At 70.8% G+C, this 24665-nt stretch carries 20 protein-coding genes; 11 read left to right on the top strand and 9 right to left on the bottom strand.

Translation table 11 applies throughout. From position 1 onward, the window contains the following. Window positions 1–1260: a vWA domain-containing protein gene (locus D7X96_RS26900; protein WP_120550276.1), complete on the bottom strand. Its 1260-nt coding sequence runs from the start codon at window positions 1258–1260 to the stop codon at window positions 1–3. A 132-nt stretch (window positions 1261–1392) separates the two neighbouring features. On the opposite strand from D7X96_RS26900, the gene D7X96_RS26895 reads away from it, so the two are divergent. The 8 genes from D7X96_RS26895 to D7X96_RS26860 all read left to right on the top strand — a co-directional run bounded on the left by D7X96_RS26895 (window position 1393) and on the right by D7X96_RS26860 (window position 10799). Further along, entirely contained in the window at window positions 1393–2292 is a 900-nt protein-coding gene (locus D7X96_RS26895; RefSeq protein WP_120550277.1) for a histone deacetylase family protein, read from the top strand. Window positions 2293–2375: 83 nt separating this feature from the next. Then, window positions 2376–3089 (top strand): COG1470 family protein, encoded by a 714-nt coding sequence (locus tag D7X96_RS26890; protein ID WP_121771061.1) that lies wholly within the window; start codon window positions 2376–2378, stop codon window positions 3087–3089. A gap of 71 nt (window positions 3090–3160) precedes the next feature. Then, a complete protein-coding gene (locus D7X96_RS26885) occupies window positions 3161–3553 on the top strand; it encodes a peptide chain release factor-like protein (protein WP_120550279.1) in 393 nt (130 codons plus the stop codon). Between the two features lie 211 nt (window positions 3554–3764). Beyond that, the gene (locus D7X96_RS26880; protein ID WP_120550280.1) at window positions 3765–8003 is read left to right on the top strand and encodes a pilus assembly protein; all 4239 of its coding nucleotides are present in this window, start codon (window positions 3765–3767) and stop codon (window positions 8001–8003) included. Further along, entirely contained in the window at window positions 8000–8599 is a 600-nt protein-coding gene (locus D7X96_RS26875) for a type IV pilus modification PilV family protein (RefSeq protein WP_121771060.1), read from the top strand. Before D7X96_RS26880 ends, D7X96_RS26875 begins: the two co-directional genes overlap by 4 nt. Then, complete coding sequence (locus D7X96_RS26870; RefSeq protein WP_121771059.1) at window positions 8596–9675, top strand: PilW family protein; 1080 nt, start codon at window positions 8596–8598, stop codon at window positions 9673–9675. The genes D7X96_RS26875 and D7X96_RS26870 overlap by 4 nt, the downstream gene beginning before the upstream one ends. A 26-nt stretch (window positions 9676–9701) precedes the next feature. Further along, the gene (locus D7X96_RS26865; protein WP_120550283.1) at window positions 9702–10331 is read left to right on the top strand and encodes a hypothetical protein; all 630 of its coding nucleotides are present in this window, start codon (window positions 9702–9704) and stop codon (window positions 10329–10331) included. Between the two features lie 45 nt (window positions 10332–10376). After that, window positions 10377–10799 (top strand): HD domain-containing protein, encoded by a 423-nt coding sequence (locus D7X96_RS26860; RefSeq protein ID WP_120550284.1) that lies wholly within the window; start codon window positions 10377–10379, stop codon window positions 10797–10799. A 72-nt stretch (window positions 10800–10871) separates the two neighbouring features. On the opposite strand, the gene acnA is transcribed toward D7X96_RS26860, so the two are convergent. From acnA to D7X96_RS26835, 5 genes are all read right to left on the bottom strand, one after another. After that, entirely contained in the window at window positions 10872–13598 is a 2727-nt protein-coding gene (acnA, locus tag D7X96_RS26855; protein WP_121771058.1) for an aconitate hydratase AcnA, read from the bottom strand. Between the two features lie 128 nt (window positions 13599–13726). Continuing rightward, window positions 13727–14998, bottom strand: coding sequence for a phospholipase D-like domain-containing protein (locus D7X96_RS26850; RefSeq protein WP_121771057.1), 1272 nt, complete (start codon window positions 14996–14998; stop codon window positions 13727–13729). A gap of 100 nt (window positions 14999–15098) precedes the next feature. After that, window positions 15099–16709: an FHA domain-containing protein gene (locus tag D7X96_RS26845; RefSeq protein ID WP_120550287.1), complete on the bottom strand. Its 1611-nt coding sequence runs from the start codon at window positions 16707–16709 to the stop codon at window positions 15099–15101. A 6-nt stretch (window positions 16710–16715) separates the two neighbouring features. Next, complete coding sequence (locus tag D7X96_RS26840; RefSeq protein ID WP_120550288.1) at window positions 16716–17645, bottom strand: helix-turn-helix transcriptional regulator; 930 nt, start codon at window positions 17643–17645, stop codon at window positions 16716–16718. Continuing rightward, complete coding sequence (locus D7X96_RS26835; RefSeq protein ID WP_120550289.1) at window positions 17642–18667, bottom strand: helix-turn-helix transcriptional regulator; 1026 nt, start codon at window positions 18665–18667, stop codon at window positions 17642–17644. Before D7X96_RS26835 ends, D7X96_RS26840 begins: the two co-directional genes overlap by 4 nt. Window positions 18668–19024: 357 nt before the next feature. Between D7X96_RS26835 and D7X96_RS26830 the strand changes: the two genes are divergently transcribed. Further along, the gene (locus D7X96_RS26830; protein ID WP_199747215.1) at window positions 19025–19498 is read left to right on the top strand and encodes a hypothetical protein; all 474 of its coding nucleotides are present in this window, start codon (window positions 19025–19027) and stop codon (window positions 19496–19498) included. Window positions 19499–19528: 30 nt separating this feature from the next. Here D7X96_RS26830 and proB read toward each other — a convergent pair whose 3' ends face one another. Continuing rightward, entirely contained in the window at window positions 19529–20653 is a 1125-nt protein-coding gene (gene proB / locus D7X96_RS26825; RefSeq protein ID WP_121771056.1) for a glutamate 5-kinase, read from the bottom strand. Between the two features lie 169 nt (window positions 20654–20822). On the opposite strand from proB, the gene hflX reads away from it, so the two are divergent. After that, a complete protein-coding gene (hflX, locus tag D7X96_RS26820; RefSeq protein ID WP_199747213.1) occupies window positions 20823–22478 on the top strand; it encodes a GTPase HflX in 1656 nt (551 codons plus the stop codon). A gap of 50 nt (window positions 22479–22528) precedes the next feature. Further along, window positions 22529–22990, top strand: a complete 462-nt coding sequence (locus tag D7X96_RS26815) for a hypothetical protein (RefSeq protein WP_233610162.1) — start codon at window positions 22529–22531, stop codon at window positions 22988–22990. Window positions 22991–22998: 8 nt separating this feature from the next. Here D7X96_RS26815 and D7X96_RS26810 read toward each other — a convergent pair whose 3' ends face one another. Together D7X96_RS26810 and D7X96_RS26805 are read right to left on the bottom strand one after the other, a co-directional pair. Continuing rightward, the gene (locus D7X96_RS26810; RefSeq protein ID WP_120550292.1) at window positions 22999–24006 is read right to left on the bottom strand and encodes an NAD(P)H-dependent glycerol-3-phosphate dehydrogenase; all 1008 of its coding nucleotides are present in this window, start codon (window positions 24004–24006) and stop codon (window positions 22999–23001) included. Window positions 24007–24041: 35 nt separating this feature from the next. Further along, on the bottom strand, window positions 24042–24665 hold a 624-nt coding region (locus D7X96_RS26805; protein WP_120550293.1), incomplete at its 5' end, for a hypothetical protein.

Genomic DNA, 24665 nt, shown 5'->3' with positions numbered 1-24665 from the left:
TCAGTACGTCACGCCGAACTTCGCGGCCTGCGTCTTCACGCTCTTCATCACGTTGGCGTCGAAGGCGTCCTCCTTCGCGGGGGCGTTCTTCGTGAGCCACTGGTCGCGCTCGGTGGCCAGCTTCGCGACCTTCTCCTCCAGCGCCTTGCGCTCGGCGGACAGCTGCTTCACCTTCGCGGCCTGCTCCTCCTTCTTGAGGCCCTTGAGCTCCTGGGGCAGCTCGTCGTCCTTGAGCGTGTCCAGCGCGGCGGGCTTCTCCAGCAGGTCCACGCCGCCCGCGATGGCCGCGGGCGCGCTGCTCACCGCCCCGGCGCTGGGGGCGCTCTTGCCCGCGCCCCGGCTCGTCTTCATGTAGCTGATGCGGTCCGCGACGGCCTCCGCGGCCATGCCCTTGGTCGCCTCCGCGCGGGCGACGTTCATGGCGCGGGCCTCCGCGCGGCCGCCGTAGAGCGTCTTCGACGCGAGCTCCGCGTTCACGCGCGACAGCTCCGCGTCATAGGGCGTGGCCACCGCCACCATGCCGCCCGATGAGTCGATGGAGTCGAACGTGCCGTCCGTCAGCTTCGCCACGTAGCGCCAGGACACTTCCGTGTCCGAGTCCGAGCCGCAGCGCACCGTGTTCACCACGATGTGGCGCTCCTTCGCGCGCTTGGACCAGAGCTTGAAGTCCCAGGCGGCCTCGCGCTGGGCGGGGGGCGCGTCCCCCACCAGGAAGATGACCTTCATCACCTCGCGGTCCTGGCTCCACTTGAGCAGCGACACGGCCTCGCCCAGGCCGCGGCCCACGTGCTCGGGGGCGTCCCCGCCTCCGTTCGCGTCCAGCTTGCGCAGCTCCGCGAACATGGAGTCCATGTCGTCGCTCAGGTCGAAGCGCTTCGTCACGTACGCGTCGCCCTGGTCGCGGTAGGCCACCAGCGCGACCTTCAGGTGCGGCGTGGGCTTGCCCTTCGAGATGCGCGACGCGATGGAGAAGATCTTCTGCTTCGCGCCCTCCAGCAGGCCGCCCATCGACCCCGTCGTGTCCAGCACGAAGGCCACCTCGATTTCAGGCCGGGGGCCCTGGGCCTGCGACTGCACGTCCTGGCCCTGCGCCTGCGTGGGCTTCTGGGGCTCGCCCTTCACGGAGGGCTGCTGCGTGTCGGCGGGCTTCGCCTTCGCGGACGGCGCGCTGACGGGCGTGACGGCCCAGGCGGAGGTGGCGGACAGACCGGTGGCGAGCGCGGCCGTCAGGACGGCCCGCGAGAGGGGCTTCAGGTTCATGGCTTGGGCTCCGGGAGACGGACTTCGCAAGGCGGGCTTTCTCGCGCCGCCTGCTCCTGTAACGGACAGGCCTTCCGGAAGTTCTACGCCCCCGGTTGCGGCCTTCCGGAGCGGGCGTTACGCCCCGGGTCCGTGCGCGTCTTCCACATCGACCGGTACCTGGTCCCCCTGCCCGACGGGCACCGCTTCCCCATGGCGAAGTACCGCCTGCTGCGCGAAATCCTGCTCGAGCGCGGCATCCTCCCCGCCTCCGCCTTCCACGAGGCCCCCCGCGCGGAGCGCCATGAGCTGGAGCGCGTCCACACCGCGCGCTACCTGGATGCCTTCTTCGGCGGCGGCCTCACGGACGCGGAGCTGCGCCGGCTGGGCTTCCCGTGGTCCTTGCGACTGGTGGACAACGCGAGAGCGTCCGTGGGCGGCACCCTGGCCGCCGCCCGGGCCGCATTGGAGGACGGCTTCGGCGCGAACCTGGCCGGCGGCACGCACCACGCCTTCCCGGACCACGGGGAGGGCTTCTGTGTCTTCAACGACATCGCCGTGGCCATCCGCGTCCTCCAGGCGGAGGGCGCCATCCGCCGCGCGGTGGTGGTGGACCTGGACGTGCACCAGGGCAACGGCACCGCGGCCGTCTTCGCGGGGGACCCGTCCGTCTTCACCTTCTCCATGCACGGCGAGCACAACTTCCCCTTCCGCAAGCAGCCCTCGCACCTGGACCTGGGGCTGGAGGACGGCGTGGGGGACGCGGAGTACCTGGCCACGCTGGACGCGCACCTGCCCCACGTCCTGGAGTCCGCGCACGCGGACCTGCTCTTCTTCCAGGCGGGCGTGGATCCGCTGGAGGAGGACACCCTGGGCCGGCTGTCGCTCACCCACGCGGGGCTGCGCGAGCGCGACCTGCGCGTCCTGCGCGCGGCGAAGGAGCGCGGACTTCCCGTGGTGCTCACGCTGGGCGGCGGCTACGCGAGGCCCCTGGCGCCGTCCCTGGAGGCCCACGTCGGGACTTATCTCGCGGCCTGTTCGTTGTTCCGCTGACGCCCGTCTTCCCCGGAGCCGCTTGCGGGTCCTCGCGCCCCCGCTCCATGCTCAACCTTCGCTTCGCCACCCCTGGAGCCCCCATGCCGCGTTTCCTCCCCCGTCTCGCCGTCCTCGCCTGCGCGCTGGCCCTGGGCTGTGGCGGCGACACGCCCTACTACCACCTGGACTGGGGAGGCGAGGACACCGTCACCGCCGCGCCCGGCGACTCCGTGCCCTATGACGTCGCCATCCAGCGCATCGCGGACAACCTGGGCGAGGTGCGCGTGCGCCCGTCCATCCTCCCCGACGGCGTCACCTTCGGCCCGGACTTCTCCCTCCCCGAGGGAGAGACCATCGCCCGCAGCACCGCCACCATCACCGTCTCCCGCGGCGTCACGTCCTACGGCGTGAACGCGCTGCAGCTGGTGGCGGAGGACCCCGCCAACAACGTCACCGCCCGGGGCAACATCTCCCTGGTCATCCTGGAGCCGCCCGAGCCCAACGAGGCCTTCTCCATCGCCGTGGAGCCCCGCCAGGTGAACCTCTTCGCCGGCCAGTCCGCTCAGGTGACGGTGACGGTGACGCGCGCGGAGGGCTTCACCGGACCGCTCACCCTGAAGATGGATACCCCCAGCAGCACCACCCGGCTCGGCATCGAGCCCGTCACGCTGGCCCCGGGCGAAACCACCGCGCAGGTGCGCGTCACCACGGACCGCTCCCTCTCCGTGCTGCCCTACGTGGTGAAGCTCGTGGCCGTCGATGAGCTCAATCGCATCGCCAAGACGGGCTTCACGTTCAACCTGAACTTCAACTGAAGTCAGGGGTCCCCCGTCAGGCGCGGGGTACCGGCGGCGTCTCGGCGGCGCTAACTTGAGGGAACGCCACCATGACGCCGCCGACCACTCCCACCGCTCCCGCACGACGCCAGGCCGCCCGGGAGGCGCTCGCCCTGGACGACGAGGCCCTGCTGAAGGTCTGCGACGTGGAGTTCTTCATCGCCTCCGGGCCCGGCGGCCAGCACCGCAACACCACCGCCAGCGGCGTGCGCCTCAGCCACCCGCCCACGGAGCTGTCCGTCACCGCCACCGAGCGCCGCAGCCAGTCCCAGAACAAGGACGCCGCCGTGCGCCGCCTGCGCGCGGGCCTGCAGGCCCTCACCTTCGTCCCCAAGGTCCGCAAGGCCACCCGGCCCACCCAGGGCTCCAAGCGCAGGCGCCTGGAGGACAAGAAGCGCACCTCCGAGAAGAAGGCCGGCCGCGGCGGCAGGCTGGGCGACTAGCGGGCGCCCCGGCGTCCGCCACCGCTATGCACGACATGCGGACCTCGCAAGCTTTGCGTAGCTGCTGACGCCGCTTGCCCACAGCCACACGGTTTCTTTCCAGAGCCCTCCCCGCACACGCGTGCTCCCACGTCAGGGCACACCGCGTGCACACACCGGGGTGACCCCTGACCCCAAGGGGGTCGCTTGGTCCCCTACCCCCGGTGAACCCTTGGCTCCCATCTCCTCCAGAGTTTCCGCGACGCGGCGAATCCTGCTGGGCCTGGCGCTGCTGACGGCGCTGCCGGCATCCGCGACGGACATCGTCACCTTCAGCCAGGGCGCGCTCATCATCCCGGAGCAGGCCACCTTCCAGCAGGGCTGCGGAAGCCTGTCGGCCTACGGCCTGGTGTGGCGCCTGTTGCAGTCCAACGAGGCGGGCGGCTTCAACGCCAACCACCCGGTGACGGTGTACCTGGCCATCGACGACACGAAGCGGTCCCCCAACCGCTGCGTGCCCACGAACAAGCACCTGCCGCCCTCGCCCAACAACGGCCGGTGGAACGACCCGGCCTGGAACGACGGCTGCGACTTCCACATCTCCCGCGCGGACGCGGCGCCCGTCGTGCCGGTGCCGCCCCTGGAGGCGCTGCCCTCCAGCGGCCTGTTCCCGGAAGGCGACGTGGAGAACTTCGCCACCACCCCGGGCCAGGCGCGGCCCAACTTCGCGCAGGCGACGCTCAACAGCGCCAGCGGCTTCCGCGACGTGCAGTACATGGGCGGCGCGTTCATCATCGACGCGAAGGACGCGAAGAACGCGCTCGACTTCCTGAACTCCTCCGCCGGGGCGGACGCGCCGAAGAAGTTCCGCACGACGTGCAACTGCGACACGTTCACCAACAACAGCGGCTGCTTCTACGTGCGCATGCACCAGGCCACCATCGAGTTCAACGCGCCCATCGGCCGGCGCCTGAACCGGGTGCCTCCGAAGATTGCCCTGCTGGACCGGGATGACCACAACACCCGCGACCCGTCCTACGTGAAGGGCGGCATGCTGGACGACTACCTGCGCAACGCGGGCCTGGACTTCCCGGGCGCGGGCGGCTGCCCCCAGGGCACCACCAGCGGCTGCACCCTCAACGGCGGACGGCCCGGCCTCATCTACGACGCGCTCCACGCCAACGCGGACCTCATCTCCACGTCGGCCTACCCCCACGGCCTGCTCAACGCCGTGGACCCCGTCACCCAGCGCCCGCGCTACCGCGTGTTCTGGGCGCCGCACTGGGAGATTGGCAACAGCACCCGCCTGGAGTACCGCTCCAACGGCGACGGCGCCGTCAACCAGGCGGAGAACGTCCTCAACAACATCGCGTACTTCACCAACCAGCGCGGCAACGGCCTGTTCGCCGAGTGCGCCAGCATCTGGTCCTATGAGCACACCGAGCGCCCCGACGGCACGATGGTGCCGTCCGCGCGCTTCCAGGGCGACGGCACCTTCCAGAAGAACGCGCTCTCCGGCGGCGCCAGCTGGGACGGCCGCAACTGCACGGACCCGGACTACCGCAACGAGTCCTCGCCCCGCCCCGCCTGCATCCTCTACCCCAACCCGGGCGACCCCTTCTCCCAGCTGGGGGACTTCCGCTTCAACAACGTGGCGGGCCACACGGAGAACTACCGCACGACGTACAAGAACGGCGTGCGGCGGCTGGCGGTGAGCTGGAAGGAGTACGCCCCCGGCGACCAGTACGACAACCCGGCGCAGGTGGCGGCGAACGCCCAGCGCGGCCACGACTTCTTCTCCTTCAACCAGAAGGACAATGATCCGCAGAAGGCGACCGTCGTCTACCTGGCGGGCCACGACTTCAAGGGGAGCGTCGCGGGCACGCGCATCGTGCTCAACACGCTGCTCAACCTGGGCAGCGAACCGCTGCAGAGCGAGCGCACCGTGTCCGCCCCTGTCGCGCTGGACGACACCAACGGCAGCGACACCAACGGCTCGCGCGCCCTGCTGCTCAAGACGTCCTACAACGCGGTGACGGGCTACCCGCCCGGCGCGGACACGTACACGCCCGCGCAGGGCTCGCACTGGGTGTTCCCCTACTACCCGGGCACGCTGCGCGCGCACTCGCTCATTGGCGGGGACGCGCTGTCCACCGGGGAGAACTCGCTGTCGGACGGCACCCTGTGGAACGCGGACGCGCGCATGCCCGCGCCCGGCGACCGCAACCTCTTCACCTACTTCGGCGGCGAGGTGACGGAGAACCCGCCGCTGGGCGCCGGCCGCGCCGCGCCGCACGGGGTGCTGCAGGTGGGCTGGCAGCCGGAGGAGGTCTCCGGCACGCGCATCAACCGCAACTACACCGCCACGCCCAACACCGGCTGCGTGGACGTGCTGAAGCTCAGCCGCGCCACCTCGCGCGACGGCACCTTCCGCTACGACTTCGTGAAGGGCCCGGACGGCATCTGCGACCTGCAGCAGGCGACGCAGTACTCGCCGCAGCTGGGCGGCACGGACTTCGGCATCGCCAACGAGCTCATCAACAAGCTGGCGCTGTACACGGACTTCAACGCGGTGGCGATGATGCTCCAGCGGGTGCGCGGCTTCTGCTACGCCACGCAGTCCGGCCGCGACGGCGCCAGCGAGACGCCCATCCTGGAGCCCACCCTCACCCAGTGCAACAACGACGCGGCGGACAACAAGGCGCACCTGGGCGGCTTCATCCACTCCTCGCCCGTGGTGGCCACGGCCAGCCCGCACATCCCGGACCGCGGCGCGGCCCGCCCCACGGTGGCCTACGCTGCGGGCCTGGACGGCCAGGTGCACGCCTTCTACGTCTCCGGCGGCGCGCGCTACGACGGCCCCGTGGAGAACCTGGGCTTCCCCAACCCGGACGCCAGCGCGCGCTTCAAGACGGACTTCGCCCAGCGCTTCCGCACCGGCAACCTGCCCCAGCCGGGCACGGAGCTGTGGAGCTTCCTGCCGGCCACGCAGCTGGCGGGCCTGCGCAACAACACCGCGCGGGTGAACAGCGCGCCCGCCGTCTTCGACGTGTTCGCGGACTTCGTGGGCACCGGCCGCCGGGAATGGCACACGGTGCTCGTCGCCAACGTGGGCCAGACGGGGCGCGACCTGTTCGCCCTGGACGTCACGAACCCGCTCAAGCCCGTGCTGCTGTGGCACATCGTGGGCAGCCACTACGCCACGTCCAGCGCGCCGCACTCCGCGGTGTCGCTGGCGGACCGGAGCCTGGGCGGCACGGACTGGACGTACACCTGGGACGAGGACACCAGCCTCTTCCTGCTGCCGCCGCGCTCGGACCCCGGCCGTCAGCCGAGCGGCCTGTATGACTACAGCGGCCTGGGCGGCTCGCGTGGCCTGTCCGTGGGCGTGGGCCGGCTGGGCCTGGAGCCCGTGTACGCCGTCTTCGTCGCCTCCAGCAGCTCCGGCGCGCCGCCGGTGACGGGCTCGCCGGGCTCGCCGGCCAAGGGCGTGCAGGTGTTCGCCATCGACGTGGCCACCGGCCAGAAGCTGTGGCAGTGGCAGCAGGCGTACAGCAGCAGCGTGGACAACAGCGCGCCCGCCGCGCCCACCGTGTCGCAGGACTCGAGCGGCGCCGCGCGCCTCTACGTGGGTGACATGGAGGGCCGGCTCTGGGAGCTGGACGCGTCCACCGGCATGAACGTCAACGTGTCGCGCATGGGCCCCGCGTGCACGGACGCCACGCCCTGCAAGTACACGGCGATGAACATCGGCAATCTGCCCGTCACCAGCCAGCCCATCAGCACCAACGTGGGCCTGGCGCGCATCCCGCGCGACGCGTCCGACACGTCCGCCTTCGGCAACTTCAAGGGCAAGATGGTGGCCCTGGTGGGCACCGCCGGCATGGACTGGGTGCCGGACACCGTGGGCGGCCGCTTCCACGCGCTCATGCTGGACGCCGGCCTGCGGCTGCCCCTGGGCGTGGACGGCAAGCGGCTGGACGGCACGTCCATTGGCGCGAACGTGGCCCACACGGAGTCCGTCAGCTACGGCGTGCTCCAGGAGCCTTCGCCCTTCCCGCTCATCTTCCCCGCGCCGGAGCACGTCTACGGCAACATCACCATCGCCGGGCGCACCGCGTACTTCAGCACCGCGGAGCAGTCCGTGAACGACCCCATGATGCTGAGCGCCTCCGTCCGGGGCCACACGTACAGCGTCGACCTGGGCAGCACGCCGTCCACGCAGGCGGACATCCGGCCCATGAGCGGCGCGACGCTGGCCAACTACGGCGGCGTGGCCGTCTACCACCGCGACAACGGCGGAACGTCCACGGACTACGTGGTGGGCGCGGAGGTGAGCGCCCTGCGCGTCGCGCGCATCGAAAACGGGAGCGGCACCGGCCCCTCCAGCCCCGACAGGGCGCTCTCCGTGGACGGCGACAACGGCGTGCTCTACCAGCTCCTCAACTGGAGCCAGAGGTTGCTCGAATGAGAACCCTTCCTCGCTCCGCCTCGCGGCGGGGCAGCGGCATCCTGGAGGTCCTCATCTCCATGGCCCTCCTGTCGCTGGCCGCGGTGGGCGCGGTGATGGGCATGGTGGCCGCCACCCGCGACGTGAAGGACGGCCAGGTGCTCCAGGGCCGGCGCATGCTGCTGGAGGCGCGCGTGCAGCGGCTGTGGCTGGCGTCCAAGGCGGACCTGGCGGCGCAGGCCATCACGCGGCCCGCCCTCTTCCCGCCGGAGCTGGGCCTGGGCACGGCGCCCTGGCAGCTGGACCCCAGCGCGCCCCAGGCGGGCGACGTGGGCACCGGCGCCTACTTCCGCGTGCGCCCCACGGGCCAGGTGGAGCCGGCGCTGGACGTGCCCGCGGGCACGCCCTGCCTGGCCTCCACGCCGGACTCGCTGCTGCCCAAGGACGTCTACTGCCGCGAAATCCTGGTGACGAAGGGCCTGCCCAAGGACCTGCCGCCCGCGGCCCAGGCGATGGTCCCCGCGGGCGCCCTGCCCTTCACCTTCTGGACGCGCGCGTACCGCAAGAACGACAGCGTGGAGCGCGCCGTCGTGCACAGTGAGGTGTTCGTCCTATGAAGCCGCGCGGCATGACGCTCCTGGAGACGATGGTGGCCGCGGCGCTCGCCACCATCATCCTGGCGGCGGCCACGGCCCTGCTGATGGCGGGCGGGCGCGTGGTGCACAACACGGAGCACGTGGCGGACAGCCATGACCACGCGCGGCTCGCCGGAGAGACGCTGCTGTCGGCCGTGCGCCAGGCCGGCGCGGGCATGTCCGAGGGCCTCTGGGTGGTCTCCAGCGGGGCGCCCCAGCGCATCAACCCCGTCTTCGGCGGGGACGGCGCGAGCTCGGGCGTGCTCGCCTCCACCACGACGGGCAACGTGCCCGCCACCGACGGCAGCGACGACCTGTGGCTGGTGGTACCGGACCGCAGCTACCTGGGCCGCGACTGCGCGCCGGGCGCGGCGATGACGGTGGTGAAGCCGGGCACGGGCTCCCTGGAGGTCAACTGCGTGGGCGCGCCCAGCGGCGCGCCGCCCGCGAACCCCATGATGGTGGCCAGCAACATGAAGAGCGCCGCGCTGCTCACCCAGACGTCCGTGACGAGCACGCCGCCCACGGCCACGGTGAACTACCTGGAGACCGGCGTGCCGGGCTTCTCCAACGCGCCCCACAAGGGCGGCTTCCAGAAGGGCGACCTGGTGTACCCGGTGCGCCTCCTGCACTTCTTCATCGGGACGAACGTGAACAACGGCCGCAAGGCGCTGATGCGCGCGGAGGGCCGGCCCGGCAACGACGTGTCCGGCCGCCCCTTCGTGGACATGGGCGACCCGGTGGTGGTGCAGGACTACGTGGAGGACTTCCAGGTGGCCTTCGGCCTGGACGCCGCGAACACCGGAGACCCCACCAGGTACGCCTTCCAGAACGGCCTCAAGCCCGAGTTCACGCCGGGCCTGCGCTCGGTGCGCGTCAGCGTGGTGGCCACCGGCCGCACGCCCCGGCGCGACAACCGCAGCGAGGCCGTGCTCTCCGAGGACCTGCCCCTCACGGTGGAGAACCACACCCCGGCCCCGGGCGCCGCGGACGGCTACTTCCGCAGCCTCTTCTCGCGCCGGGCGGAGCTGCCCAACCTGGCCTCGGCCAGCCTGTGAGTCCGTCCTTCATGAGGCCCACCGCCATGCCCCCGCGCCCTTCGTCCCACCGTTCCGCTCGCGGCGCCACGCTGCTGCTCGTCGTGCTGCTCGTCACCGTGCTCCTGGGGCTGGTGGCGGGCGTCATGGCCTACGCCAGCAGCGAGCGCACGCGCGCGGTGACCTTCGCCCGCGCGGGCCAGCGGCAGGGCTGCGCGGAGAGCGGCCTGCAGCTGGCGCGCGGCTACTTCGGCCGCAATTATGGGAAGTGGAACACCTTCCTGAGCGCGCCGTCCGTCTACGACCCCATCCGCTCGCCCACCAACGCGTCCCCCGCGGACCCGCGCACCGCGCTGGGCCGCACGGCCATCAAGGCGGTCAACCCCGCGCTGTTCGCGGACCTGGACGGCGACGGCAAGGACGACGTGTACCTCTACATCCGGGACAACGAGGACGAGTTCAAGCCGCTCGCCCCGGAGTGGAACCGCGACAATGATCAGCAGGTGGTGGTGGGCGCCATCTGCATCAGCGAGACGCTGATTCCGCGCCGGGGGGACACCAACAAGCTGGACCCCAACGCGCTCGCGGTGGAGGGCATCCTCCAGTACAACGGCGGCGGCCAGGCCTACACGGCGCAGTCCGCGGGCGGCACGGGCTCCGGCAACCTCAACCGTTGAGCCGTCGTCCGCCGTCGTCCCCGAAGGCGTGCGAAGCTTCCGCCCATGCCCACGCTCGAAGACGCCATCGCCCTGGCGGTGGCCGCGCACCAGGGTCAGCGCGACAAGGCAGGACAGCCCTACATCCTCCACCCGCTGCGCGTGATGCTGCGCCTGTCGTCGGACGCGGAGCGCACCGCGGCCATCCTCCACGACGTGGTGGAGGACACGCCCTACACGCTGGAGCGCCTGCGCGGCCTGGGCTACCCGGAGGACGTGCTCTCCGCGCTGGACTGCCTGACGAAGCGCGAGGGCGAAAGCTACGAGGCCTTCATCGAAAGGCTGCGCCCCCACCCCCTGGCCCGCCGCGTGAAGCTGGCGGACCTGGAGGACAACATGGACGTGCGCCGCCTGAAGGACGTGACGCCCAAGGACGCCGAGCGCCTGTCGCGCTACGTGGCCGCCTGGACGCGCCTGCGCGCGGAGTAGGAAAAGACGACGGCCCGGCGACCCTCCCGTGAAGCGAGGGCGGCCGGGCCGCGACTCCAACGTGACGCGCCTTTACGCCTTGGCCAGCTGGCGGAGCACGTACTGGAGGATGCCGCCGTTGCGGTAGTAGTCGAGCTCGTTCGGCGTATCGATGCGGCACAGCGCCGTGAACTCGATGGGGCCCTTCTCACCGGTGGCCTTCACGGTGAGCTTCTTCTGCGGGGCGAGGCCGTCCGCGATGCCGGTGATCTCGAACGTCTCGTGGCCGGTGAGGCCCAGCGACTGCGCGTCCTGGCCCGCCTCGAACTGCAGGGGCAGCACGCCCATGCCCACGAGGTTGGAGCGGTGGATGCGCTCGAAGCTCTTGGCGATGACGGCCTTCACGCCCAGCAGCTGCGTGCCCTTGGCCGCCCAGTCGCGGCTGGAGCCCGTGCCGTACTCGGCGCCGGCCAGCACCACCAGCGGCGTGCCGTCCGCCTGGTACTTCATGGACGCGTCGTAGATGCTCATCCGCTCACGCGTGGGGATGTGCACCGTGACGCCGCCCTCGACGCCGGGGACGAGCAGGTTCCTCAGGCGGATGTTGGCGAAGGTGCCGCGCACCATCACCTCGTGGTTGCCGCGGCGCGCGCCGTAGGAGTTGAAGTCCTTGGGCTCCACGCCCTCCGCCATGAGGTACTTCGCGGCGGGGCTCGTCTTCGCGATGTTGCCCGCGGGCGAGATGTGGTCCGTCGTGACGGAGTCACCCAGGAGCGCCAGCACGCGCGCGCCCTTGATGTCCTGGACGGCCTTGGGCTCCTTCGGGAGGTTCTCGAAGAAGGGCGGCTTGCGCACGTAGGTGGACTTCTCATCCCACTTGAACGTGGAGCCCTTGCTCACCTGCAGCTGCTGCCAGAGCGTGTCGCCTTCCATGGCGTTCGCGTACTGGCTGCGGAACTGCTCCGGCTTCACGGCCGTGCGGATGGTCTCCTTGATCTCCTCGTTGGACGGCCAGATGTCCTTGAGGAACACCGGGCGGCCGTTGGGGTCCGTGCCCAGCGGCTCGTTGTCCAGGTCGCGGCCCACTTCACCGGCCAGCGCGTACGCCACCACGAGCGGGGGGCTCGCCAGGTAGTTCATGCGCACGTGCGGGTTGATGCGGCCCTCGAAGTTGCGGTTGCCGGACAGCACCGCCGCCACCACCAGGTCACCCTCCACCACCGCGTTGGACACGGCCTCCGGCAGCGGGCCGGAGTTGCCGATGCAGGTGGTGCAGCCGTAGCCCACGACGTGGAAGCCCACGGCCTCCAGGTAGGGCAACAGGCCCGCGTCGCGCAGGTACTCGGTCACCACGCGGCTGCCCGGGGCCAGGGACGTCTTCACCCAGGGCTGCGGCTTGAGGCCCTTCTCCACGGCCTTCTTCGCCAGGATGCCCGCGGCCACCAGCACGGCCGGGTTGGACGTGTTGGTGCAGGAGGTGATGGACGCGATGACCACCGCGCCGTGGCCCACCTGGTAGCTCTGCTTGCCGGCCTTCACGGTGACGGACTGGGCCAGCCGCTCCGGGGCCACCGGGGCCTTGGCGCCGCCCTTGGGGCCCTCGTCGTCCTCGCCCTTGCTCTTGCCGGCGGCCAGCATCTCCACCAGGGACTTCTCGTAGCCGGCCTTCATGTCCTTGAGGGGCACGCGGTCCTGCGGACGCTTGGGGCCGGCGAGGCTGGGCACCACGGTGGCCAGGTCCAGCTCCAGCGTGTCGCTGAAGACGGGGTCCGGCGCGCCGGCGTTCAGCCACAGGCCCTGCGCCTTGGCGTACGCCTCCGTCAGCGCCACCGCGTCATCCGGGCGGCCGGTGAAGCGCAGGTAGTTGCAGCTCTCCTCGTCCACCGGGAAGAAGCCGATGGTGGCGCCGTACTCCGGGGCCATGTTCGCGATGGTGGCGCGGTCCGGCAGCGACAGCGCCTTCAGGCCCTCGCCGAAGAACTCCACGAACTTGCCGACGACGCCCTTCTTGCGAAGCATCTGCGTGACGGTGAGCACCAGGTCCGTGGCCGTGGCGCCCGCGGGCAGCCTGCCGGTGAGCTTGAAGCCCACCACCTGCGGGATGAGCATCGTGATGGGCTGGCCCAGCAGCGCCGCCTCCGCCTCGATGCCGCCCACGCCCCAGCCCACCACGCCCAGGCCGTTGATCATCGTCGTGTGGCTGTCCGTGCCCACCAGCGTGTCCGGGTACACGGTGTTGCCCTGGCGGAACGTCACCTGCGCCAGGAACTCCAGGTTCACCTGGTGGCAGATGCCGATGTCCGGCGGCACCACGCCAAAGCCCTTGAACGCGCTCTGGCCCCAGCGCAGGAAGGCGTAGCGCTCGCGGTTGCGCTCGAACTCCAGCTCCGCGTTCTCCTTGAAGGCCGCGGTGGTGGCGAACGAATCAATCTGCACCGAGTGGTCGATGACCAGGTCCGCCGGGTTGCGCGGGTTGATCTTCGCCGGGTCGCCGCCCATGGAGGCCAGGGCCTCGCGCATGGCGGCCATGTCCACGACGGCGGGCACGCCGGTGAAGTCCTGGAGCAGGACGCGCGCGGGGTGGAACGAGATTTCGGTCTCCGGGGTGGCCTTGGGGTCCCAGGCGAGCATCTTCTCGATGTGCTCGCGCTTGACGACGCGGCCGTCCTCGTTGCGCAGCAGGTTCTCCAGCAGGACCTTCAGCGAGAACGGGAGGCGGTTGACCGCCGGGTGCGCCTTCGCCAGCGTGGCCAGGCTGAAATAGTCGTAGGTCGCCGAGCCCACCTTGAGCTGGGCCTTGGTGCCGAAACTGTCCGTCATGTGCGTTGCCGTCCTTCCGTGCCGGAATGACGCAACTTCTAGGCGTGTCCCCCCCGGCATGCAAAGGGTTCCTGCACCGCGTTGAAGGCGGTGGACGGTTGCCTTGGCCCCCGGGCCTACGGGGCCGCTCAGAGCACCTTGCGGAAGAAGTACAGCACCCGCTCCACGGCCTTCTGCCAGAGGGGACGGCGGCGGAAGGCGGCCAGGTCCACCTCGCGGCAGTTGCCACAATCCAGACGGAACGAGTCCTCCAGGTCACGCCCCAGCCGGGGGTCCGCGAAGACGGCGTTCACCTCGTGGTTGAAGGCCAGGGACAACCGTTCCAGGTTGAACGACCCGATGGTGCCCCACACCCCGTCCACCACGGCCGTCTTGGCGTGCAGCACGCCCCGGCGCCACTCGAAGATGCGGATGCCGGCGTCCATCAGCGGCTCGTAGAAGGCGCGCGTCGCATGCTCGAGGAACGGGTGGTCGCTCTTGCCCCCGTTGAGCAGCAGGCTCACCTCCACGCCCCGCTTCGCCGCATCCTTGAGCGCCGCCACCATGCGCCGGTCCGGCACGAAGTAGCCCGCCGCGATGAGCACGCTCTTGCGCGCGCGCTGGATGGCGTGCAGATACGCGCGGTGGATGCTGCGCCGGCTGGACAGCACCGCCAGTCCCACGTCGCCCTTCTGGGGCAGCGCCCTCAGGGCCTGGGCCCCGCCGCGGATGCGCCGGCGCAGGCGGCTCAGGCGGTCCCGGAACATCATCCGCCACGTGGCCAGGAAGCGCCGCTCCAGCTCGTGCACCGCCGGGCCTTCAATCCGCAGCACGTCGTCGCGCCAGGCCACGCCCTGCCCCTCCGGGGCCCAGTGCGCCGCGATGTTCACCCCGCCCGTGAAGGCCACCTGGCCGTCCACCACCAGAATCTTCCGGTGGTCCCGGCGCAGCAGGTGGCGCAGCCCGCGCTGGAGGCTGAAGGGTTTGAAGGCCCGCACGTCCACGCCGCGCTGGCGCAGCCCCTCGAAGAAGCTCCGGCGGCTGGTCCAAGAACCCACCGCGTCGTAGAGCACCTTCACGTGCACGCCGCGCTCGGCGGCCTCCGCCAGCGCCTGGCCGAAGAGCTCGCCCACCGCGTCGGTGACGAACATGTACGTCTCCAGGCGGATGGAGCGGCGCGCGCGGCGGATGGCCTCCAGCATCTCCGGGTAGGCCTCCACGCCGTCGCGCAGCAGCCGGCACGCATTGCCCTGGAGGGTGGTGTGGTGCTGCGGCAGGTAGTAGCGGGCGAGCAGGCGCCGGGACACCCCGGGGCTCCACACAGGGCCGTGCTCCGGCACCGGCCCCGGCGAGCGCACCGCCCGGGGCTCCGCCAGAACCAACCCCTCCGTCCGACCTTCCTCCCCCACCCGCTCACGCATGACCCTCTTGAGGGTGGGAACGAGGGGAGGGACCGGCAACCGGGACGGGCCCTGCCCGCCTCCCGGGCAGGGTTGCACCGTCCACCAGACGACGAAGGGGCTACAGCCCGTACTCGATGCGCTTGTTCTCCGCGCGCGTGGCGCACGGCTGGTCGTACTCGGGGAAGTACTCGCGCATGTGGTCCAGCGTGGAGGCGGCCTGCTTGAAGTGGCCCTGGTTGTAGTAGCCCTCCACCTCCAAGAGCAGCTTGGAGCAGGTGCGGTCCAGCTCCTGCTGGGCGCGCTTCATCTGCTCCTGGGCCTCGAAGTAGAGGTCCGGCTTCGGATCCGGGTGGGCCTCCAGCATCAGCCACGCTTCACGGAAGGCCTTCCAGGCCTCGTAGCGGTTGCGCGCGCCGATGTCCGGCGTGTCGAAGTTCTTGCGGCCCTTCTTGAAGAGGTCGTTGGCGTTGGCGAGCAGCTGCTGCGTGGAGAGCTGCTCGGGCAGGAGCGCGCGCTCCACCCAGACGTTCCACACGCGCCAGGTGTCCTCGCCCGGCGGGTTGCGGGTGTTGTCGAAGATGATGCGGTTGGGCTCGCCCTTGCGCAGCTGCTGGGGCGGGATCATCAGCTCCAGCGAGCGCTCCTGGCTGGCCAGCGTGTCCGGGGGCACCTTGCCCACGTCCACGCCGTTGACGCTGACCACCACCTCGTCCTTGGAGATGCCCTGGGCCTGGTAGTGGAGGATGACCACCGCTCGCGTCGCGGCGACGAACTCCCACTCGAAGACCTTCATGTCCGGCCGGTTCCAGGTGACGCCGTCACCCAGGCCGAACGAGTCCGTGATGGGCTGGTTGGACAGGCGCACGGGCTCCTCGCCCTTCTGCACCTGGGCCTCGCCGCCCAGCACCAGCCAGTACATGAGCGCGAAGAGGCCCAGCACCACCACGCCGCCGCCGGCCATCACGCCCGCGCGGACCTTGGAGTTCGCCTCCGCCCAGAACAGGCGCAGGTTGGCCATCAGGCCCGGCGTCTCACGGCGGATGCGGGCGCGCTCGGCGGCGGACAGGCCACCGCCGCTGGAGCCCCCGGCGCGGGGCGTGCGGGCCACCGCGCGCGAGGACTGCGAACCGGTGCGGCGCGCGGGCGGCGCGGAAGGGGCGGGCTTTTCGATGGCGGCCGGAGCGTCGTCTTCCGGCGGGGGCGGCTCCTGCGGCACCGCGCGCTGGGCGGAGGACGTGGGCCGGCGGATGGCGCGCATGTTCATGCGCGTGGACTCCGCGCGGATGCCCTGCAGGTCCTCCTCGTCCACGCCTTCCGGCACGAGCGCCGCGGCGGCCTTCTTGTTGCGCTGCTTGCGCAGGGAGTCGAGGGAGACGATGCGCGTGCTGTTGGCGCCGTCCTCCGCGGGCTTCTCGTCCTCGCCGGTGGGCGCGTCCTCCGCGGCGATCGCGAAGAGGAACGTCACCGGGCCCAGCGTCAGCGTGTCGCCGTCCGCCAGGTTCTGCGTCTGCACGGGGGTGCCGTTGACGACCGTGCCGTTGGCGCTCTTCTGGTCCTCCACGGCGTAGCCGTCGCCGTCCTTGAAGATGCGGCAGTGGCGGCGGGAGATGCCAGGGTCGTACAGCACCACGTCGCACTCGGAGGTGCGCCCGATGAGCACGGAGTCCTGGTCGAAGACGAACTCCTTGCCTGCGTCTTTTCCCTCGGAGATCGTCAGTTGGAAGGCCATGTCGTCCTAGGAGCCTATCGAGGCATGTACGGCTCGGGCAACGGCGGCGCGCGCGCTCGCCGGCTCCAGCACCTCCGCCTCTCCGCCGAAGGATAGCACCCACTGCGTGAGCCAGCGCTCACTGTCTCCGGCCACCCGCACCTCCACCCCTCCGTCGGCGAGCGGGCGGGCGTCCGGGCCAAAGCGCTCCTTCACGTAGGGTGCGGCCGTCGGGGTGAAGCGAACCCGGACGGAGGCCTCGCTGGCGCTGCGAGCCGGGTTGGGCACGTCCGCGCGGGCATCCGGCGGGGGCTGGAAGGCCGTGGTGGTGACGGACAGGTCCTCCATGCGGTCCAGCCGGAACAGGCGCGCGTCCTGACGGGTGTGGCAGAAGCCCTGGAGGTACCACTGGCCGCGGTGGCTGAGCAGCTCATAGGGGCGCACCCGGCGCGGCTCCGTGGGGCGGCCGGGGCTGGCGTAGCCGAACGTCACCTCCAGCCGCTCCAGGATGGCGCGGGTGAGCGGCCCCAGCGCCGGGGGCGCGTCCGCGGAGGCGTCGATCTTCCGGTACATGTCCCGGAAGCGCTCGCGGGCCGCGGGCGGGATGATGCCCTCCAGCTTGGTGACGGCGCTCTGGAGCGCATCGCCAGTGGCCGGGCGCAACAGCTCCGCCGCGGCGGCCAGGGCCGCGGCCTCGCCGGCGGTGAGCCGGGGCGGCGCGGTCAGGCGCTGATCCAGGTCCACGTAGACGCGGTCGTTGTCCACGTAGATGTCGACGTAGTCGTCCGGGTTGAAGGGCGGCCGGCCCACGCAGGTGAGCAGGTCCAGCTCCTCCAGCAGGTCCTCGCGGCTGATGTTGAGGGCCCTGGCCAGGGCCTCCACGGTGACGCCGGGGTGCTTGGAGACGTAGGGGACGAGGAACAGCAGGCGGCGCAGCCGCTCGTGGACGTTGCTCATGCGCTCACCCGCTCGCCTTCGACTGGCGTGTGCTTCGCCAGGATGTTCGCGGCCATCTGTTCCAGGCGCTCGCGCGCCGCCGGAGGCCCTTCGACGCGGCAGTCCTGCCCCAGCGACAGGACGAAGCGCGTCAGCCCGTCCAGGAACGTCACCGGGAAGCGGGCCCGCACGACCCCTTCCGACACCGGCTCCAGCGCCGCGCCCGGGAACAGCGACCCCGCGCGCGAGGCCTGCGGCCCGGTCAACTGGAGCGTCACCTCCAGGGGCTCATGGAAGCGGTACTGCCACGGGAAGTAGGCCACGTGGGCGTCCAGCGAGAAGTCCGCCGGCACCTCGAAGTCCGGCGTGCGCGGCCGGGCGGTGTTCACCTTCAGCTCCCGGATGCGGTGGACGTGGAAGGTGCGCAGGCCCTGGCGCAGGTGGCAGTAGCCCACCAGCGTCCAGACGCCGCGCCTGAGCGCGAGGCCGTACGGGTCCACGCGCCGCTCCGTGACGCCGTCCTTGCGCGGGCTGCCGTAGGTGATCTGCACCCACTTGTGCGCGGAGCACGCGTCCCACAGCTGCTCCAGGCGGGCGGAGACCTCCTTCTCCTGGCCCTGCTGGCCGGTGCCCAGCTCCATGCGCACGCGCGGGGTGGGCAGGGATTCGCCGGCGAAGAAGCCGATCTTCCGCAGCGCGTGCGCCAGGTCGTCGCGGCCGGGGAACGCGCCGGACGCCAGCGCGGCGGAGCCGGCGGCGTAGAGCACGGCCAGCTCCTCCTTCGTGAGGTCCGCCTCCGGCAGGTAGTAGACGTCGCGGTCGACGAGGTAGCCGTCGCGCCGCTCGTCGTCGCCCTGCACGTAGCTCAAGGGGAAGCCCAGCTCGACGAGCTCCGCCTTGTCGCGCTCGAACTTGCGTTCAGCGGCGTCGTCCGACCCGCCGTAGTCCGCGGGGAAGTGCTCACGCAGCTCGGCCCACGAGATGGGTTCCCGCGCGTCGAGCAGCAGTGCCACGAGATCAAGGATGCGTTCCGTGCGGTCCATTCAGGTGATCAACGACCATGGCGGACAGGACCCGGGAGATCAAGAGACCGGGGACTTCCGGGGTGGGAGAAGGGGGCAGGGCTGGAAACGAACAGAAAGGGAACAGCGAAGAGGGCTGGCTCCGTCCAAGGGGGATAGCCGCCCCAACCTGAACAGGCAAGCAGGTATCGCCATGTACCCCTCGTTTCGTCCGCAAGCCAGCAGACAACCCCGGGCGTGGGGCTCGCACTCGGCGCGCGTCTGGGTTATTCCTTGGACATTGCCGATTTGGGTGAGAAGCGACAGCGGGCCTCCTGGAGGCTTTGCTGGCTGCCGTGGGGCCGACGCGGCGGACTGAAGCTTGACGAGGGCTCGACCATGGACCGCACCTCCCTGCTGAAGAAGTGGCTTCCCGGGCTGGCGCTGGTGCTGCTGGCCTTCGTCTCCACCCCGGCGCAGGCCCGCAACGAACCGCTCTACTTCGCGCTGGAGGTCCGGCGCGACGGCCGGCTGATCGCCCAGCCCAAGCTGCTGGGCGAGGCGGGCCGCACGCTGCGCGCCGAGCGCCGCCGTCCAGGCGCCACGGTCCCGGACTACCGGCTGGTGCTCACGCCCAAGGGCGAGGGCGACTCGTTCCAGCTCCAGGTGGACCTGTCCCTGCCGGAAGGCGAAGGCCACTCGCAGCTGGCCCTGCTGCACGGCCAGGAGCGCAAGCTCCAGCTGGGCCGGGTGCCGGGGGAGCTGGAGGTCTCGCTGCTCCTGATGAAGGTGGACTCCCCGGAGTTCCGCGCGCTGATGCGGCTCACGGAGCCGGCGTCCGGCACCGTGAAGACGGTCTCTTCTTCCATCTAGGCATCCAGGCGGCCCTTGCGCGGACCGGGGCTACAGCACCGCCAGGTCGTCGCGGTGCACGGCTTCATCCAGGTAGCGGTAGCCCAGCACCGCCTCGATGTCCGCGCTCCGCCGCCCGGCGATGCGCTTGAGTTCGTTGGCGTCGTAGGTGGACAGCCCCCGGGCGAACACCGTCCCGGTGCCGTCCGTGAGGTCCACCGGGTCGCCCCGGCCGAAGTCCCCCTCCACGCCCGTCACGCCGCTGGGCAGGAGGCTGCGCTTGCCGGTGACGATGGCCTCTTTCGCGCCCGCGTCCACCACCAGCCGGCCCCGGGGCCTCAACGCGTGGGCGATCCATGCGGTGCGCGCGCTGCGGCGTCCGGCGGGCTCGAAGAGCGTGCCCACTTCTTCCCCCTGGAGCACGCCGCGCAGGCGGCCGGGCACCGCGCCGGAGGTGATGACGCAGGGGATGCCCAGCTCCGCGGCGCGAGCGGCGGCGCGAACCTTGGACGCCATGCCGCCCGTGCCCACCGCGCTGGTGGCGTCGCCGGCCAGGGCCAGCACTTCGGCCGTGACGCGCGGCACGGCGGGCATCAGGCGCGCTTCGGCGTCCTTGCGCGGGTCGGCGGTGTAGAGCCCCTCCACGTCGGAGAGGAGCACCAGCGCGTCCGCCTCCACCACGCCGGCCACCAGGCTGGCCAGGGTGTCGTTGTCGCCGAACTTCAGCTCATCCACGGACACGGTGTCGTTCTCGTTGATGACCGGCACCACGCTCGCGGCCAGCAGGCGCTCCAGCGTGTGCTTCACGTTGAGGTAGCGCCGGCGCTCCTGCACGTCCTCGTGGGTGAGCAGCACCTGGGCCACCGTCCGGGCCGCGTGGCCGAAGGCCTCCTCGTACGCCTGCATCAGGCGGCTCTGCCCCACCGCCGCGCACGCCTGCTTGCCCGGGATGTCCCGGGGGCGCGCGGGCAGCCCCAGCCGCTCCATGCCCAGCGCGATGGCGCCGCTGGACACCACCACCAGTTCCCGGCCCCCGGCGGCCCACAGCAGGTCCTGGCCCAGCGCGTCGAAGTGGGCGCGGTTGAAGCGGCCCGTGGCGCTGGTCAGCGCGTTGGTTCCAATCTTCACCACCACGCGGCGGGCCCCGCGCAGGGCATTGCGTGCGGAATCAGTCACGGCGGGCAGCGTAGGCTGGAACGGGAAAGGACGCGCGCGGCCGGTTGTTCACCAGGCTTCGTGGCAGGCGGAAAACCGGGGCGGTTGTCATGAAACGCGGACGGCCCCTGTCCATCCAATGTCTTGAATGCGGCGAGGACGCTTCGATGTCCGCGCCAGGAGAAACGGTTTGAAGGAAATCTACGGCAACACCCTGGGCCTGAAGACGAGCGAGCAGCAGCGGCTGCGCAACACCTTCCGCCGCCGCGTGGATCCGCGCGAAATCGTGTCCGCGGAGCTTGCCCGCCACCTCACCGAGCTGTCGCACGAGCTCAACCGTCAGGTGGGCGTCCTCATCAACCGCAAGGGCGACATCGAGCACGTCGTCGTGGGCAACGCCCACAAGCTGGAGCTGCCGGACATCGGCCGTGCTCGCGCCGGGCAGATCCGTCTGCGTGGCCTGCGGTTGGTGCACACGCACCTGAAGAGCGAACCCCTCACGAAGGACGACCTCACGGACCTCGCGCTGCTGCGCCTGGACTGCGTGGCGGCCGTGGGCGTGGGCCACGAAGGCCTGCCCGGCGTGCTGCACTGGGCCTACCTGGTGCCGGAGAACGGCACGGGTGAGTTCTGGCACGTGTCCACCCTGCCCTCCGTGCACGGCGAGCAGCCGGACCTCCTGTCCACGCTGGACGCGCTGGAGGAGGAGTTCAACCGCAACGCGGCCGCGCGCACGGTGTCCGGGAAGGAGCGCGCCATCCTGGTGGCGGTGTGCCTGGACGGCAACCGCGCCCGGGCGGAGTCGTCCCTCGCGGAGCTCAAGGAGCTGGCGCGCACCGCGGGCGTGGAGGTGGTGGACAGCGTGCTCCAGATGAAGCGGGAAGCGGATCCGCGCTACCTCATCGGCCGGGGCAAGCTGGAGGACCTGAACCTGCGCTCCATGCAGTCCATGGTGGACCTGCTCATCTTCGACAAGGACCTCACCCCGTCGCAGGGCCGTCACATCGGCGATGCGACGAGCCTGAAGATCCTGGACCGCACGCAGCTCATCCTGGACATCTTCGCGCAGCGCGCGCAGACGGCCGAGGGCAAGCTGCAGGTGGAGCTGGCGCAGCTGAAGTACCGGCTGCCCCGGCTGGTGCAGGGGGATGACTCACTCAGCCGCCTCATGGGCGGTGGCGTGGGTGGCCGCGGTCCGGGTGAGACGAAGCTCGAAATCGACCGCCGCCGCGTGCGCGAGCGCATCACCAACCTGGAGCGCCGCATCGACGTCATCAGCCGCGAGCGCAGCGTCCGCCGGGCGCAGCGCAACCGGCGCGAGGTGCCGGTCATCTCCATCGTGGGCTACACCAACGCGGGCAAGTCCACGCTGCTCAACGCCATCACCAACGCGGAGGTGCTGGCGGAGGACAAGCTGTTCGCCACGCTGGACCCCACCAGCCGCCGCCTGCGCTTCCCGCAGGAGCGCGAGGTCATCATCACCGACACGGTGGGCTTCATCCGGGACCTGCCCAAGGACCTGGTGGCGGCCTTCCGCGCCACGCTGGAGGAGCTGTACGACGCAAGCCTCCTCTTGCACGTGGTGGACGCGAGCGACCCCGCGCGCGACGACCAGGTGGAGGCGGTGGAGAAGATCCTCGCCTCGCTGGGCCTGATGGAGAAGCCGCGCCTGATGGTCTGGAACAAGGCGGACCAGCTGTCCGAGGACGAGGTGGAGGCCCTGCTGCGCTCCAAGGGCGGCGTGGCCATCAGCGCGGTGAAGCGCGACGGGCTGGCGTCGCTCCTGGCCAAGGCGGACACCACCCTGTTCGCCGAGGGTGCGTCCGAGTCCATCGGCGTGGTGTGACGGTGGGCGGGTTGTCGGCGCGGGGGCCCTCCCCGTAGAGTCGGGGGGCCTTGGCTCCCGCGCTGAAACTGCTCATCCCGTTGTTGACGGCCCAAATCGAAGGTCTGCCCGGACAGGACTCCGGGCCGGACTACGACCGGCCTGTCTCTTCCATCACCACCGGCTACATCGAGCTGCTCGAGAAGAACAGCCACATCGTCTACCCGGTCATCGCCGTGGTGACGCTGCTGCTCATCGGCTGGGGCATCCTGTCCTCGTGGCGGTCGCAGGACCTGGACGGCCTGCAGAAGAACGAGTTCAAGCGCGCCATCATCAACGAGCTGCGCAACAACATCAGCGGCATGCCCGGAGACCTGCTGGGCCGCACCATCGGGTTGGACCGGCTCAAGACGAACCGCCTGCTGGAGGAGATGCAGACGGAAGGGCTCGTCCTGAGCCACACCAACTCCGAGCGGCTCACCGTGTGGCGCGTGCGCGGCGCGGGCCCGGAAGCCAGGCCGCGCCGCTACTAGCCCGCGCTTCAGACGCCGGACAGCTCCGACTTCGGCTGGCGCGTCATCAGGTCCACCACCGCCATCTTGGCGTTCTTGCCCTCGTAGGCGATGAGGTAGACCTGCTCGCAGATGGGCAGCTCCACGCCCGTCTTGAGCGACAGGTCGCGCGCGCTCTTCGCCGTCTTGACGCCCTCGGCGACCTCCTTCATCTCCGCGAGGATGTCCGGCAGCTTGCGGCCCTTGCCCAGCTCCATGCCCACGTGGCGGTTGCGGCTGAGCTCGCCCGTGCAGGTGAGCACCAGGTCGCCCATGCCGGACAGGCCGGAGAGCGTCAGCGGGTTGGCGCCCTTCCTCACCGCGAGCCTCGTGATTTCGGCCAGGCCGCGCGTGATGATGGCGGCGCGCGCGTTGTGGCCCATGCCCAGGCCGTCCGCCATGCCCGCGGCGATGGCGATGACGTTCTTCAGCGCGCCGCCGTACTGCACGCCCACCACGTCCGTGGACGTGTACGAGCGGAAGGTGTCCGTCTGCAGCGCCTTCTGACACCGCTGGGCCACCTTGTCCCAGTGCGACGCGATGGTCACCACCGTGGGCATGCGGCGGGCCAGCTCCTTCGCGAAGCTGGGGCCGGAGAGCACCGCGACGTACGGGTGGAACTCCTCCGGCAGACAGTCCTCCAGCAGCTCCGTCATGGTGAGCAGCGTGCCGTTCTCGATGCCCTTGGACACGGTGACGAGCGGCACGCTCCTGGGCAGGAAGCTCTTGGCGCGCGCGAGCACTTCCCGCGTGGCGTGGCTGGGCGTGGCGAGCACCACCATCTCCGAGCCGGCCAGCGCCTCCTCCAGGTCCGTCGTCGCGCGCACGCGCTCGGAGAGGGGGATGCCCTTGAGGTAGGTGGGGTTCTCATGGAGGGTGTTGATGGCCTCCACGGTGGAGGGCTCACGGCCCCACAGGCGGACCTCGTCGCAATTCACCGCGAGCACGTTGGCGAGCGCCGTTCCGAACGAACCTGCACCAATGACACTGCCGCGCATGAGATGACCTCGGGTCGAGAGGGGTTGGGGGATTTTCAGAACAGCGTGGACACCACGCCCACGGACAGCGTGGGCATGAACTCCGCGTCCGTGGAGCGGCTGCGGAAGTCTCCGCCGAGCGAGACAGCGTAGGACGTCTTCTCTCCGACGGGAAACTCCGCGCCCAGCCGGACGAGGACGGACGCATCCAGCTTCCACGCGGGCGGGATGCCGCCCAGCGGATCCTTCTGGATGGGGTCCAGGTCGAAGGCCATGAGGGCGCGCACGTCCAGGTACGGCCTCCACGCGCGCGGGCTGTCACCCTGGAAGGACGCCACCAGCCCCGGGGCCACGTTCCAGTCGCGCCGGCCGCTCAGGTAGCGCGCGCCCTTGTCCTCCGTGTCCGGGGGACGCAGGAAGAACGCGTGGCCGCCGTCCACCACCAGGGCCAGGCTCACGTTGTCGCTGTCCAGCAGGGTGAAGCGGGCGCTGGCGCGCAGCTCCGTCATCAGGCCGTAGACGGTGTCCACGCCCAGCCCCAGGTCCAGGTGCTCCAGGACGCCGTACACGCCGCGCGCGGACACGAACGGGAAGCCCAGCTCCATGCCCACGCCCGCGTGTCCGGAGCCCAGCGACCGTCCGCCGTAGAGCCCGTAGCGGTTGGGGGCCTGGGGCGGGGG

The sequence above is a fragment of the Corallococcus interemptor genome (assembly GCF_003668875.1).
In the GTDB taxonomy this organism is placed as follows: Bacteria; Myxococcota; Myxococcia; order Myxococcales; family Myxococcaceae; genus Corallococcus; species Corallococcus interemptor.
This window is presented reverse-complemented; position numbering and strand designations above follow the sequence as displayed.

Excerpts from the sequence above, each read along its gene's own strand:
- D7X96_RS26845 (WP_120550287.1), bottom strand. The coding sequence starts at position 16,709 with ATGGCCTTCCAACTGACGATCTCCGAGGGAAAAGACGCAGGCAAGGAG.
- D7X96_RS26810 (WP_120550292.1), bottom strand. The coding sequence starts at position 24,006 with ATGCGCGGCAGTGTCATTGGTGCAGGTTCGTTCGGAACGGCGCTCGCC.
- D7X96_RS26870 (WP_121771059.1), top strand. The coding sequence starts at position 8,596 with ATGAAGCCGCGCGGCATGACGCTCCTGGAGACGATGGTGGCCGCGGCG.
- D7X96_RS26840 (WP_120550288.1), bottom strand. The coding sequence starts at position 17,645 with ATGAGCAACGTCCACGAGCGGCTGCGCCGCCTGCTGTTCCTCGTCCCC.
- D7X96_RS26900 (WP_120550276.1), bottom strand. The coding sequence starts at position 1,260 with ATGAACCTGAAGCCCCTCTCGCGGGCCGTCCTGACGGCCGCGCTCGCC.
- D7X96_RS26850 (WP_121771057.1), bottom strand. The coding sequence starts at position 14,998 with ATGCGTGAGCGGGTGGGGGAGGAAGGTCGGACGGAGGGGTTGGTTCTG.
- D7X96_RS26835 (WP_120550289.1), bottom strand. The coding sequence starts at position 18,667 with ATGGACCGCACGGAACGCATCCTTGATCTCGTGGCACTGCTGCTCGAC.
- D7X96_RS26860 (WP_120550284.1), top strand. The coding sequence starts at position 10,377 with ATGCCCACGCTCGAAGACGCCATCGCCCTGGCGGTGGCCGCGCACCAG.
- acnA (WP_121771058.1), bottom strand. The coding sequence starts at position 13,598 with ATGACGGACAGTTTCGGCACCAAGGCCCAGCTCAAGGTGGGCTCGGCG.
- D7X96_RS26865 (WP_120550283.1), top strand. The coding sequence starts at position 9,702 with ATGCCCCCGCGCCCTTCGTCCCACCGTTCCGCTCGCGGCGCCACGCTG.
- D7X96_RS26885 (WP_120550279.1), top strand. The coding sequence starts at position 3,161 with ATGACGCCGCCGACCACTCCCACCGCTCCCGCACGACGCCAGGCCGCC.
- D7X96_RS26875 (WP_121771060.1), top strand. The coding sequence starts at position 8,000 with ATGAGAACCCTTCCTCGCTCCGCCTCGCGGCGGGGCAGCGGCATCCTG.
- D7X96_RS26890 (WP_121771061.1), top strand. The coding sequence starts at position 2,376 with ATGCCGCGTTTCCTCCCCCGTCTCGCCGTCCTCGCCTGCGCGCTGGCC.
- D7X96_RS26830 (WP_199747215.1), top strand. The coding sequence starts at position 19,025 with ATGGACCGCACCTCCCTGCTGAAGAAGTGGCTTCCCGGGCTGGCGCTG.